This window comes from Haloferax profundi (assembly GCF_001469865.1).
GTDB classification, from domain to species: domain Archaea; phylum Halobacteriota; class Halobacteria; order Halobacteriales; family Haloferacaceae; genus Haloferax; species Haloferax profundi.
Genome location: NZ_LOPV01000099.1, coordinates 1 through 12,335, shown reverse-complemented (window position 1 = coordinate 12,335; position 12,335 = coordinate 1). Strand labels below are relative to the sequence as shown.

Annotated in this window: 13 protein-coding genes; 9 read left to right on the top strand and 4 right to left on the bottom strand. The window is 63.0% G+C overall.

Going from position 1 to position 12,335, the window contains the following annotated elements; all coding sequences use genetic code 11:
• Nucleotides 1-348: TspO/MBR family protein (locus AUR66_RS05265; protein ID WP_058571443.1), on the bottom strand; the 348-nt coding region annotated here is incomplete at its 3' end.
• A 122-nt stretch (nt 349-470) separates the two neighbouring features.
• Here AUR66_RS05265 and alaS point away from each other — a divergent pair.
• The 4 genes from alaS to AUR66_RS05245 all read left to right on the top strand — a co-directional run bounded on the left by alaS (nt 471) and on the right by AUR66_RS05245 (nt 5,737).
• Complete coding sequence (gene alaS, locus AUR66_RS05260) at nt 471-3,239, top strand: alanine--tRNA ligase (protein WP_058571442.1); 2,769 nt, start codon at nt 471-473, stop codon at nt 3,237-3,239.
• 219 nt (nt 3,240-3,458) lie between these two features.
• A complete protein-coding gene (locus tag AUR66_RS05255) occupies nt 3,459-4,031 on the top strand; it encodes a DUF835 domain-containing protein (RefSeq protein ID WP_231727763.1) in 573 nt (190 codons plus the stop codon).
• A gap of 111 nt (nt 4,032-4,142) precedes the next feature.
• Nucleotides 4,143-4,916: an alpha/beta fold hydrolase gene (locus tag AUR66_RS05250; RefSeq protein WP_058571441.1), complete on the top strand. Its 774-nt coding sequence runs from the start codon at nt 4,143-4,145 to the stop codon at nt 4,914-4,916.
• Nucleotides 4,917-5,023: 107 nt separating this feature from the next.
• Nucleotides 5,024-5,737, top strand: coding sequence for a type 1 glutamine amidotransferase (locus tag AUR66_RS05245; protein WP_058571440.1), 714 nt, complete (start codon nt 5,024-5,026; stop codon nt 5,735-5,737).
• Between the two features lie 54 nt (nt 5,738-5,791).
• Here AUR66_RS05245 and AUR66_RS05240 read toward each other — a convergent pair whose 3' ends face one another.
• Together AUR66_RS05240 and AUR66_RS05235 are read right to left on the bottom strand one after the other, a co-directional pair.
• Nucleotides 5,792-6,637 (bottom strand): arsenite methyltransferase, encoded by an 846-nt coding sequence (locus AUR66_RS05240; RefSeq protein ID WP_058571439.1) that lies wholly within the window; start codon nt 6,635-6,637, stop codon nt 5,792-5,794.
• Entirely contained in the window at nt 6,630-7,001 is a 372-nt protein-coding gene (locus AUR66_RS05235) for an ArsR/SmtB family transcription factor (protein WP_058571444.1), read from the bottom strand. The genes AUR66_RS05240 and AUR66_RS05235 overlap by 8 nt, the downstream gene beginning before the upstream one ends.
• 128 nt (nt 7,002-7,129) lie before the next feature.
• Between AUR66_RS05235 and AUR66_RS05230 the strand changes: the two genes are divergently transcribed.
• The 5 genes from AUR66_RS05230 to AUR66_RS05210 all read left to right on the top strand — a co-directional run bounded on the left by AUR66_RS05230 (nt 7,130) and on the right by AUR66_RS05210 (nt 10,307).
• Nucleotides 7,130-8,293 (top strand): acyl-CoA dehydrogenase family protein, encoded by a 1,164-nt coding sequence (locus AUR66_RS05230; protein WP_058571438.1) that lies wholly within the window; start codon nt 7,130-7,132, stop codon nt 8,291-8,293.
• 108 nt (nt 8,294-8,401) lie between these two features.
• A complete protein-coding gene (locus AUR66_RS05225) occupies nt 8,402-8,692 on the top strand; it encodes a DUF7853 family protein (RefSeq protein ID WP_058571437.1) in 291 nt (96 codons plus the stop codon).
• Nucleotides 8,693-8,856: 164 nt separating this feature from the next.
• On the top strand, nt 8,857-9,225 hold the full coding sequence (locus AUR66_RS05220) for a 4Fe-4S dicluster domain-containing protein (protein WP_058571436.1): 369 nt from the start codon (nt 8,857-8,859) through the stop codon (nt 9,223-9,225).
• A gap of 115 nt (nt 9,226-9,340) precedes the next feature.
• A complete protein-coding gene (locus AUR66_RS05215; RefSeq protein WP_058571435.1) occupies nt 9,341-9,715 on the top strand; it encodes a VOC family protein in 375 nt (124 codons plus the stop codon).
• Between the two features lie 139 nt (nt 9,716-9,854).
• Nucleotides 9,855-10,307 (top strand): ferritin-like domain-containing protein, encoded by a 453-nt coding sequence (locus AUR66_RS05210; RefSeq protein WP_058571434.1) that lies wholly within the window; start codon nt 9,855-9,857, stop codon nt 10,305-10,307.
• A gap of 122 nt (nt 10,308-10,429) precedes the next feature.
• On the opposite strand, the gene AUR66_RS05205 is transcribed toward AUR66_RS05210, so the two are convergent.
• A partial coding sequence (locus tag AUR66_RS05205) for a heterodisulfide reductase-related iron-sulfur binding cluster (protein WP_058571433.1) occupies nt 10,430-12,335 on the bottom strand: 1,906 nt, incomplete at its 5' end.

Here is a 12,335-nt window from a genome sequence, read left to right as displayed (position 1 = left end):
GACGATGACGACGAGGCCCGCCGCCGGCGACTGGAGGCCGAAGAAGGCGGCTGACCACGCGACGTTGACGACGAGGTGTCCACCGAAGACGGCGAGTGCGCGGCGACTTCGTGGGTGGCCACTCCGCGAGACGAGGAACGCCGCGACGCCCATCAGTGTAAAGAGGGTTATCCAGACGGGGCCGAACAGCCAGTTCGGCGGTGCGAACCACGGGCGGGTGAGCGTCGCGTACCACGAGTCGAGCGAGGTGACGGTGAACACACTCCCGACGGCCCCCGCGAGTTGCGCGAGGACGACCCACGCGAGGAGTTCGACGGCGGGTCGTCTGCGGACCGAGGCGAGTTCCATACTCTCCGTTGGTCACGGAGGGAAATGAACGACACGGCCCGTGCAGACAGTATTGCCCGGAATCGGGCGTCTGCGGCTATTTCCCGGAACTGTTTTACCCGACGGTAGACCAGACTTTGGCAATGAGTGAACTCGAAGAGGAGTACCGCCTCGATTATTTCGAGGAGGAGGGCTTCTACCGGAAGCAGTGCCCCGTGACGGGCGTGTACTTCTGGACACGAGACCCAGACCGAGAGACGTGTGGCGAACCCCCGGCGGACGACTACACGTTCATCGACAACCCTGGATTCGACGAGGAGTACACCCTCGAAGAGATGCGAGAGAAGTTCCTCTCGTTCTTCGAAGACCAGGACCACGAGCGAATCGACCCCTATCCGGTCGCTGCGAACCGCTGGCGTGACGACGTACTCTTGACGCAGGCGTCTATCTACGACTTCCAACCGCTCGTCACGTCCGGCGAGACGCCGCCGCCGGCGAACCCACTGACTATCTCTCAGCCCTGTATCCGTATGCAGGACATCGACAACGTGGGTAAGACCGGACGCCACACCATGGCGTTCGAGATGATGGCGCACCACGCGTTCAACGCACGCGAAGAAGCGGGCGACACGTACGCCTACGAGGGCGAAGTCTACTGGAAGGACGAAACTGTCCGTCTCTGCGACGAGTTCTTCGAGTCCCTCGGTGCCGATATCTCCGAAATCACCTACATCGAAGACCCGTGGGTCGGCGGCGGCAACGCCGGACCTGCTTTCGAAGTTCTCTACCGCGGTGCGGAACTCGCCACCCTCGTCTTCATGTCGATGAAGCAGGACCCCGAAGGCGAGTACCACCTCAAAGACGGGAACAACTACTCGCCGATGGACACGTACATCGTCGACACGGGCTACGGCCTCGAACGGTGGACGTGGGTCTCGCAGGGAACGCCGACGGTCTACGAGGCTGTCTACCCTGACATGATAGACTTCCTCAAGGAGAACGTCGGTATCGAACACTCCGAGGAAGAAGAGGAACTCATCCACCGCGCGGCGAAACTCTCCGGGCACCTCGACATCGACGAAATCGACGACCTGGCCACTGCGCGCGCCGAAGTCGCCGGCGAACTCGACGTGGACGCCGACGAGTTGACCGACCTGCTCCGTCCCCTCGAAGACATCTACGCCATCGCCGACCACTGCCGGACGCTCGCGTACATGTTCGGCGACGGTATCGTCCCCTCGAACGTCGGGACGGGCTACCTCGCCCGCATGGTGCTTCGCCGCACCAAGCGCCTCGTCGACAACCTCGGCGTGGACGCGCCCCTCGACGAACTCGTGGACATGCAGGCCGAACGTCTCGACTACCAGAACCGCGACACCATCCGCGACATCGTCCGCAGCGAAGAGCGTAAGTACAGAAAGACGCTCGAACGCGGGTCCCGTCGGGTCCAGCAACTCGCCGACGAGTACGCCGACAAGGGCGAACCCATCCCCGTCGACGAACTCATCGAACTGTACGACTCTCACGGCATCCAACCCGACATGGTGCAGGAGATTGCCGAAGAGCGCGGTGCGACGGTCGACATCCCCGACGACTTCTACTCGCTGGTCGCGGACCGCCACGAGCAGGTCGACGGCGAGACGGTCACGTCCGAACAGGACGAGCGTCTCGGCGACCTGCCCGCGACGGACAAACTCTACTACGACGACCAAGAGCGCACCGAGTTCGAAGCCGTCGTCCTCGACGTGTTCGAGCGCGAAGAGGGGTACGACGTGGTCCTCGACCAGACGATGTTCTACCCCGAAGGCGGTGGGCAACCTGCCGACCACGGGTCGCTCGCGACGGACGACAAGACGGTCGAAGTGACCGACGTGCAGATAGAAGGCGACGTGGTGCTCCACCGCACCGACGACGACCCGGGCAAAGGCGAGTTCGTCCGCGGTCAACTCGACGTGGAGCGTCGTCGCCGCCTCATGCGACACCACACGGCGACGCACGTCATCGGCCACGCCATCCGGACGGTCCTCGGCGACCACATCCGGCAGGCCGGTGCCTCGAAAGGCGTCGACCGCTCGCGCCTCGACGTGACGCACTACGAGCGTATCACCCGCGAGGAGGTCAAGCAAATCGAGCGTGTCGCCAACGAACTCGTGATGCGCAACATCCCGGTCAAACAGGAGTGGCCCGACCGGAACGACGCCGAGAACAAGTACGGATTCGACCTCTATCAGGGTGGCATCCCACCGGGTGAGAAGATTCGCCTCATCCACGTCGGCAGCGACGTGCAGGCGTGTGGTGGGACACACGTCAAGCGCACCGGTGACATTGGCGCCATCAAGGTGCTGAACACCGAACCAGTCCAAGACGGTGTCGAACGCGTCGTCTTCGCTGCCGGCGACGCAGCCATCGAGGCCACCCAGCGCACCGAAGATTCGCTCTACGACGCCGCCGAGGTTCTGGACGTGAACCCCGAAGACGTGCCCGAGACGGCCGAGCGCTTCTTCACCGAGTGGAAGGCGCGTGGCAAGACTATCGACCGTCTGAAGACCGAACTGGCCGAGGCGCGTGCCGCCGCGGGTGCCGACGAAATCGACATCGACGGTACGCCCGCCGTGATTCAGCGTCTCGACAGTGACGCGGACGAACTCCGCGCGACGGCCAACGCCCTCGTCGAAGAAGGGAAAGTCGCCGTCCTCGGGTCCGCCGCCGGTGGGTCCGCGCAGTTCGTCGTCGGTGTGCCGGACGACGTCGGCATCAACGCCGGACAGGTCGTCGGCCAACTCGCCCAGAAGGTGGGCGGCGGCGGTGGCGGTCCGGCCGACTTCGCACAGGGTGGTGGGCCCGACGTGGACGCCCTCGACGACGCCCTCGACGAGGCCGAAGACGTCCTCAAGACCGTTCTCAACGCCTAACTCGGCGCGTCCGATACGGTCTCTCTCTCTCTCACCATCTCCATTGTTCGGCTGCGACGAACTGTCCGCTCCAGCTGTTACTTTGCTTCGACGTTCCGAATCTCACACTCCGAAATTTCCAGACAGATACTTCTCTCCCTCACTTTGTTGGACATTCGAGAAATCGATTTTGATAACGAGTGGATAGCTCTAAGTGTTGTACGTGTGCTACGTACAGTGATGGAATCAGGGGTGATGCGACCTGGCGCGGAGTCCGCGCGTTCGGTGCTGGTCCTCGACAGTGACGTCGAGACACCGCCGTTGGGGCTCGCGAGCATCCGGGAACTCCCCGTCCTCGCGCTGGATTTCTCACCCCGTAGCACGGGCGACCCGGACCACTGGGAGCGTCGTCTCGGCGTTCGCCCGACGGAACTCGTCGTCGTCACGTCGGAGACGCGGGACCCAGACGCCGTCGGTGCAGACACCGTCGAACAGGTCACGTCACCGTCGGACCTCACGGGCCTCGGAATGCTCGCGACGAAGCACCTCGGCCGGTGGGACGACAGTGCGGACGGGCCGACACCACTGGTGGTTCTCGACTCGCTGACGATTCTCTTCCAGTACGCCGACTTGCAGGCGATATTCCGGTTCTTGCACGCGCTGACCACCCGACTCGCCAACTCGAACGCTCACGGCGTGTTCTTCCTCGACCCGATGACGCAAGACGACAAGACCGTCCACACCCTCGCGTCGCTGTTCGACGCAGTCGCTGAGCGAACCGACAACGGCGAGTGGGACGTTCGCGTCAGGTAAGCGTCGTCGCTCGCGGCGACCGCTCGAACGGCACGGTGACGACACCGTGTCACCCCCACAGACGACACCGAGACGGGCACGCCTAAGTTCGTCCCCGGCCGACCTGCGGGTATGCCTACCGCGACGACGAACGGTGTCGAACTCTACTACGACGCTGACGGTGACGGTGAGACAGTCGTCTTCGTCGGCGACGCGGGATACGGCGCGTGGCAGTGGGGGTGGCAACACGCTGCGGTCGCAGGACCGTACGAGAGCCTCGTGATGGACCTCCGTGGAACCGGCCGTTCGGACGCACCGACAGGCCCGTACTCGGTCGAGACGCTCGTCTCCGACCTCGAAGCAGTCCTCGCAGACGCCGGAGCCAGGAAGGCCCACGTCGTCGGCCTCGGCCTCGGCGGCATGGTCGGACTCGAGGCCGCTCGGACCACCGCTCGCGTTCGGAGTCTCACCCTCGTCGGAACTGCCGCGGCGGGTGCCGATATCGACGCAGACCCGCTGTACGGCGCCCCCCACGACCCGACGGCACTCCGCGAGTCCCTCACACCGGCACTCTCCGACGAGTTCCGCGCTGAACAACCAGATGTCGTGGACCAAATCGTCGAGTGGCGCGGGATGGAAGACGCGGCCCCCGACGCGTGGGCGGCACAAAATGCCGCCATCGCCGACTTCGACGCTGGACCGCTCTACGAGGTGACGGTGCCGACGCTCGTCCTCCACGGGAGCGACGACCCGATTTGGCCGGTCGACGGTGGGCGCGAACTCGCCGACGGACTTCCCAAGGGGACGTTCGAGTCGTTCGACGGAGCGAGACATCTGGTCACCGTCGAGCGGTCACGACTCGTCAACGACGCGGTGGTCGAATTCTTGGAATCGCTGGACGACTGACCACACTGGCGAGACACGCTGTTCGGCACTTTCGTCTCTGTCACGGGCGGCGGCAGATGCCGTCCCGGACGCAACTTCTTTCCGGTCGCACCGACTGTCTCACTCCAATGAGCAGACCTCGATTTGCCTTTCTGGACGCGTCACACGGCGACGAGAACACGCGCCGGAACTTCAGACGTGAACTGGACGCCGACCTCGTGGAGTTCGACGTAACCGAGGGACACCTCCCCGACCACTTCGACTACGACGGCGTCGTCGTCACCGGGTCGTCGTCGTCGGTCTACTGGGACGACGAGTGGATACAGAACCTCCTCGCGTACGTCGCCGAGGCGGACGCCCGAGATATCCCGCTCCTCGGTATCTGTTTCGGACACCAGGTCGTTGCGGCGGCCCTCGGTGGAACGGTCGAAGATATGGGTGACTTCGAACTGGGATACAGCGAAATCCAGCGAACGACCGACGACGACGCCGACGACCTGTTGGCCGGCATCGACGACCGATTCACCGTCTTCACGTCCCACGGCGACGTCGTGTCCGACCTTCCGACGGGTGCGGAACTCCTCGCGGAGAACGAGTTCGGCGTCCACGCGTTCCGCCGCACCCACGCGTTCGGCGTGCAGTTCCACCCCGAGTACGACACGACGACGGCCGAGGAAATCGCACGCTCGAAAGACTTCCTCCCGGACGAGCAGATTCAGACCGTCCTCGACGGCATCACCCCCGAAAACTACGACGCCGCCTGTGAGGCCAAGCGTCTGTTCGACAACTTCGTCGCGTACGTGAACGCGGTTCGAGCCAACTCTGTCGGGTCTGCGGCCTGAGTCGTTCGTCTCTCTGTTCTTTCGACTGCCACTTCGGGAGGGCTAAAGACTGACCTATTGGGGTGGCTTGACCGCCTCTATGGTCGCCGAGACGACGTACTCGCTCACGTCGCGTTCGTCGTCCCACTCGCTGATGAACTGCTCACTCTCTTCTTTCGATTCGATTCGAGCCTGCTCGAATCCAGCCTTCGAGAGCATTCGCTCTAGTTCGGCTATCGGCGATGCACCGGCGACACAGGACGCCACGGACTCCACGTCGTCGTGGACGGCCGTCGGCAATTCGGCTGTCAAGACGACGTCCGAGATTGCGAGTCGCCCACCGGGACGAAGCACGCGATAGGATTCGTGGAACACCTGCTGCTTGGACGGAGAGAGGTTGACCACGCAGTTCGAGATGATGACGTCGACTGTCTCGTCGGCGACTGGGAGGTGTTCGATTTCACCGAGACGGAACTCCACGTTCGTCGCATCGTTCTTGTCGACGTTTTCGCGGGCCTTCTCGACCATCTCGGGTGTCATGTCGACACCGATGACGTGGCCATCGTCTCCGACCTCCTGTGCGGCGAGGAAGCAGTCGAAACCCGCACCTGACCCGAGGTCCAGGACTGTTTCGCCGTGTCGTAGTGACGCAATCGCAGTCGGGTTTCCACAGCCGAGCCCCAGATTGGCCCCCTCCGCGACGGCATTCGATTCGTCCTCGGAGTAGCCGAGCAGGCTGTTCAGGTCGTCGTCGGGTGTCGTTTCCGTACTGCCACAACAACTCGACGATTCGTCTGTCTCGTCACAGCAACCCGACGATTCGCGTGCGATTCGGGCGTACCGTCGGCGGACGGCCCGTCGCTGTTCGTCGGGTGCCAGTCCACCAGTCGCCGCGTCGTCCGACGTGGTCTGGTCACTCATCGGACGCACCCCGCGTCTGGTCGAGCGTGTTCAGCAGGGCCGTTGCTCGCGGAGTCGGTGTGTAGTATCGCCACCTGCCCTCTTTTCGTCGTGACACGAGTCCGGCACCGTAGAGGCGTGAGAGCGCCTGACTGACGGCACTCTGGCTGACGCCGAGTGCGGGTTCGAGTTCACAGACGCACACGCCGTCCGCTGCTTCGGCAATCAGTTTGAGTGCTTCGTACCGCGTGTCGTTGCCGAGTGCGGCGAGGACCTGGACGTCGGACGCGAGTTCTGACTCGCTCAGCGAGTGCGAGGCGGCACAGCACGTTCCGTCAGAGGGGGTACTCTCGTCTTCAGCGGTGGGCGCTGGTTGGCGATTCATATTAGACATTGCTAATATTAGAATATGCTAATATAATGGTTTCGCAGCGAGCGAGTCGATTCGACAGTCGTGTCACCACGCCCCACGGGAGCGAATCGCTTTTCACGACCCCAGTCGGACCGTCTATCATGCTCGATTATCTGGAATTAGAAGACGACCTGACCGGGGAAGAGAAACTCGTCCGCGACGAGGCCCGCAGGTTCGTCGAAGAGAAGGTCAAGCCGGATATCGGCGACCACTTCGAACAGGGGACGTTCCCGACGGACCTCATCCCGGAGATGGGCGAACTCGGCTTCTACGCGCCTAACCTCGACGGCCACGGCCTTCCGGGCCTCGGTGAGCGAGCGTACGGCCTCTTGATGCAGGAACTCGAAGCGGGCGACTCGGGGCTCCGGTCGATGGCGAGTGTGCAGGGGTCGCTCGTCATCTATCCGATTCACGCCTTCGGCTCCGAGGAACAGAAAGAGCGATGGCTCCCGGCACTCGGAAACGGTGAGGCAGTCGGCTGTTTCGGCCTGACCGAACCGCAACACGGGTCGAACCCAGCGGGCATGGAGACGCGCGCCGAGAAAGATGCAGACGGCTACGTCCTGAACGGGTCGAAGACGTGGATTACGAACTCTCCCATCGCCGACGTGGCCGTCGTCTGGGCACGCGACACCTCGGCCGGCGGGTCGCCGGTTCGCGGGTTCCTCGTCGAGACGGACCGCGACGGCGTGACGACGAACAAGATAGACGACAAACTCTCCATGCGGGCGTCGGTGACGGGCGAAATCGGCCTCGACGACGTGTGGGTGTCGGACGACGACGTGCTCCCGGGCGTCGAAGGGATGAAAGGACCCCTGTCGTGTCTCACGCAGGCTCGATTCGGTATCTCGTGGGGCGTCGTCGGTGCCGCCCGCGACGCCTTCGAGGACGCACTCCAGTACGCGAAAGACCGCGAGCAGTTCGGCGGCCCAATCGCGCGATTCCAACTCCAGCAGGGCAAGTTCGCCGAGATGGCGACCCAGATTACGAACGCCCAACTGCAAGCACACCGCCTCGCCGAACTCAAAGAGCGCGGTGACCTGCGCCACCAGCACGTGTCGATGGCGAAGCGCCACAACGTCCGCGTCGCCCGCGACGTGACGCGAACCGCGCGCGAGGTTCTCGGCGGAAACGGCATCACGACCGATTACTCGCCGATGCGCCACATGGAGAACATCGAGACTGTCTACACCTACGAGGGAACCGACGACATCCACACGCTCGTCATCGGGGCCGACCTGACGGGAATCGAAGCGTTCGAGTAACGCTCGAGAGTGAACGACTCCGCGGCTTTCGGAGTCGTGCATGGTCTGTGACAACAGTACACATACATTTATATTTGCGCACCCATAGGATAGGATAGAGGCCCCAAAATGACTACATCGGCCCAGGACCGTCCCACGGCGCTCGACCTCTCTCGTGAAGAGTCGTGGGTTGTTCACGCTGCCCTGCTCGAAGCAATCGAGCGGGCAGTCGACGCAGACGAAGACCCGAATCCAGCCCCTGGCTTGCTCGCGCGAGTCGAAGCGGGTGACGAAGACTTCGACAGCGCCGAACTCGACTATCTCGTAGATGCCCTTCGCGCGTATCGGGGAATCGCCCCGACACGAGACCAGCACTACATCTCGCACGTCCTCGACCACATCGAGGCCGCCCGAGTGTAGGCAGACCCACGGTTGGGTGTTGCTTTTCGTTCGTTTCCGAGCAGTGAGCCACGGCACCGTCTTCTGTCACTGACACAACGCGCTACGACAGTCCCGGCTTCGTCCTCCAATTTTCGTCCCCGATGCGGACGCTTTAGTACGCCAGACGGCGAACGCCTCTGCAAATGGCTATCGACCCGAACTTCGACACGAACCGCGAGAAGGTTGGCGAAGAAAAGCTGGACGAACTTCGTTCGTCGGCAAACCAAACTGCGTTTGGTGATGGGGTCGCCGTCTGGGGCCCCGTCGAACCGCCGGAGAAACTCGGCATCCACGGCACCCACGTCGCCGTCGACTACGACATCTGCCTCGCAGACGGTGCGTGCCTCGAAAACTGCCCCGTCGACGTGTTCACGTGGGTCGACACGCCCGACCACCCCGTGAGTGAGGTAAAAGTCGAACCGACGAACGAAGACCAGTGTATCGACTGTATGCTCTGTGTCGACATCTGTCCGGTGGACGCCATCGACGTGGACGCCTCCAGACAGGCCTGATACCGTCGCCAGCACCTCCCGGCAGGCCTGACACCGACTGTCGAGTTCTCTCTGCACGGGCCGATTTCTGACGCGGTGGTCCGATTTTATCCCTCTCGCCTGCGTGACTGCTGGCATGGGTCTCATCCACACCGCACTCGTCGTCTCGGACCTCGAATCGACGCTCGACTTCTACGCCGAACTCGGACTCGAACAGACGAACGAGTTCGAACTCGGCGGTGTGCAGAACGTCTACGTCGGCAGCGACGACACCGACATGGAACTCCAGTTCAAGTACGACCCCACGTCGACCGACCGAGTCGAACCCACTGGAATCGACCACGTCGCCATCGAAGTCGACGACGTCGAACGCGTCTTCGAGGAACTCCTCGACGCGGAACACCCAGACGTCGTGAAACCGCCGCAGTACATCGACCCGGCGAACGCCACCGCCGCGTTCGTGAAAGACCCCGACGGATACGTCGTCGAACTGGTCGAATTCGACGACTGAGAACGCCGCCTCGACACGCTCGAATTCGGCCTCTCGCGGTCTCACACGCAGTCTCTCGAACTACTTTGGTGGTTCGCTCCCGGCGGTTCCCCCGCCGGCGAACAGCTATTTGTTGCCAGAGCGTCAATACTGGAGTGCTATGTCTGAGGACGTAACTGCGCTGTTGAAGCGCGCCTATCAGGACGAACTCGAGACGGTGATGAACTACATGACCAACTCCATCGTCCTCGACGGCGTTCGGGCCGAGGAGATAAAGGAGTCGCTCAAGACCGACATTCAAGAGGAACTCACCCACGCCGAGCAACTCGGCAACCGCCTGAAGCAACTCGACGAACAACCGCCGGGTTCTGGAAGCTTCGAAGCGCGTCAACACGACCTGCAACCCCCGGAAGATAGTACGGACGTTCTGTCCGTCATCAACGGCGTCCTCACCGCCGAAGAAGACGCAATCGACACCTACCGCTCGCTCATCGAGGCGGCCGAAGAGGCGAACGACCCCGTCACGGAGGACCTCGCCGTGACCATCCTCGCCGACGAGGAAGCCCACCGGACCGAGTTCCGCGGGTTCAAAAAAGAGTACGAGCGCGAATAACGGGCCGTCTGAACACGCGCCGGGACTCGAATCCAGTCACGCGCCCCGAACGGCTATTTTTGACGACGCTCCCAGTCTCGAATCGGACTGGTGACGAACGGTCGAAAAGAGAGACCTGTGGTTCAGTCGGCCGACGCAGGCGTCGTCTCCGACCCGACTGCCCCGGCTTTCGTGTCGAGGGCTTCGACGATGAGTTCCGAGATGTCCACGATGTCGATGTCTTCTTCGTAGTCTCCGGTCTTGCGGCCGTCCTCGTACATCGTCGCACACATCGGACAGGCGACGACGAAGCGTTCGACGGAGGTGCCGGCCTCCGTGTCTTCGAGTGCCTCGCGGAGGCGTTCTTCGGACGGTTTCGACTCTTCTTCTTGGTCTAACCAGAGACCACCGCCGCCGCCACCACAACAGAACGACTCGTCGCGGTTGCGAGGCATCTCGGCCAGATTGACACCCGTCGCGCGGATGACCTCACGGGGTGCCTCGTACTCGCCGTTGTACCGGCCGAGGTGGCACGGGTCGTGGTAGGTGACGGTTTGCGCCGAGAGTTCAGACCCGGAGAGGCCGAGACGCCCCTCGTTGACGAGCGTCTCGACGAGCTGGGTGTAGTGGAAGACGGGGTAGTCGAACGACTCGTCCATCTCCGGGTACTCGTTCAGGAACGTGTTGTACGAGTGCGGGTCCGTACAGACGATTTTCTCGAAGTCACAGTCGGCCATCGCGGCCACGTTGTCTTCGACGAGCATCTCGTAGAGACCCTCTTCGCCGACGCGGCGCACGTCGTTGCCGTCGTGCTGTTCGTCCTCGTAGAGGATACCGTAGGAGACGCCCGCTTCCTCGAAGATACGGGCCATCGCGCGGGCGACGCGGCGGTTGCGCTCGTCGTAGGATGGGTAGTCGCCGACGTACCAGAGGAACTCGACGGACTCCTCGCGGGCGTCGGGAATCTCGAAGTCCAGGTCGTCGGTCCAGTCGGCGCGCTTGCGCTGTGGGTCGCCGAAGGCGTTGCCGTTCGAGAAGATGTTCATCATGGCCTCCTGGACGGGTTCTTGCTGCTGGCCCGTCTCGGTGAGGCGGCGGTTCATCTCCGTGAAGTGCGTCAGGTGCTCGATATCGACCGGGCAGGCGTCCATGCAGGCCATGCAGGCCATACAGGACTCCATCGACTCGCTGGCGATGACCGAGGTGCCGCCGTCCGCGACGATGTCGATGGTCTCGCCGCCGTCGGCAATCGCGTCTCGGTAGGTCTTCAGGTCGAGAATGACGTCACGCGGGTCGAGGTTGCGACCGGAGGCTTTCGCCGGACAGGCGTCGGAACAGCGGCCACACTTCGTACACGCGTCGAAGTCGAGCATCGCCTTCCACGAGAAGTCGTCTTCGGAGACGTAGCCAATCTCCTCGGGCGACGCGTCGGCGGGCACCTTCGGGAGGCGCTTGCCGGCTTTCTCGTCCGCGGTGACGATGTTGGCGAACGAGGTTATCATGTGGAGCGGTTTCGCGTACGGGACGGCGGCGACGAACGCCAGTGCGAGGATGGCGTGGGACCACCAGCCGAACCAGTAGAGCGTCTCGGCGAGACCCTGACTCATGCCCGCGGTGTCGAAGACGAGGGCGACGAAGTAGCCGACGAAACTCACCGTCTCGAACTCGGGGAACTCGGTGCCGACGATGCGGATTCCTTCGAGGACGTAGCCGCCGACGCCGAGGAGAAAGAGCGTCCAGACGAAGGCGTCGTCTTCGAAGCTCGTGTGCTTGCCCCACAGACGCGGGTGTCGGACGCCGTATCGCCGCCAGAGTGCCATCCCGACACCGACGACGAACAGCAGTCCCATGAGGTCCATGACGAAGGAGTACGAGAGGTAGAAGTCGCCGACGAAGAAGGAACTCCCCGTCACCCGCCGCCAGATGTCGATGTCGATGGCGAGGATGGTCGTCCCGATGAGGAGCGTGAGGAAGCCCCACATGATGAACGAGTGCATCACGCCGGCGTACAGGTCGCGCTTGAACTGGTTCTCGTTCGAGAACACGACT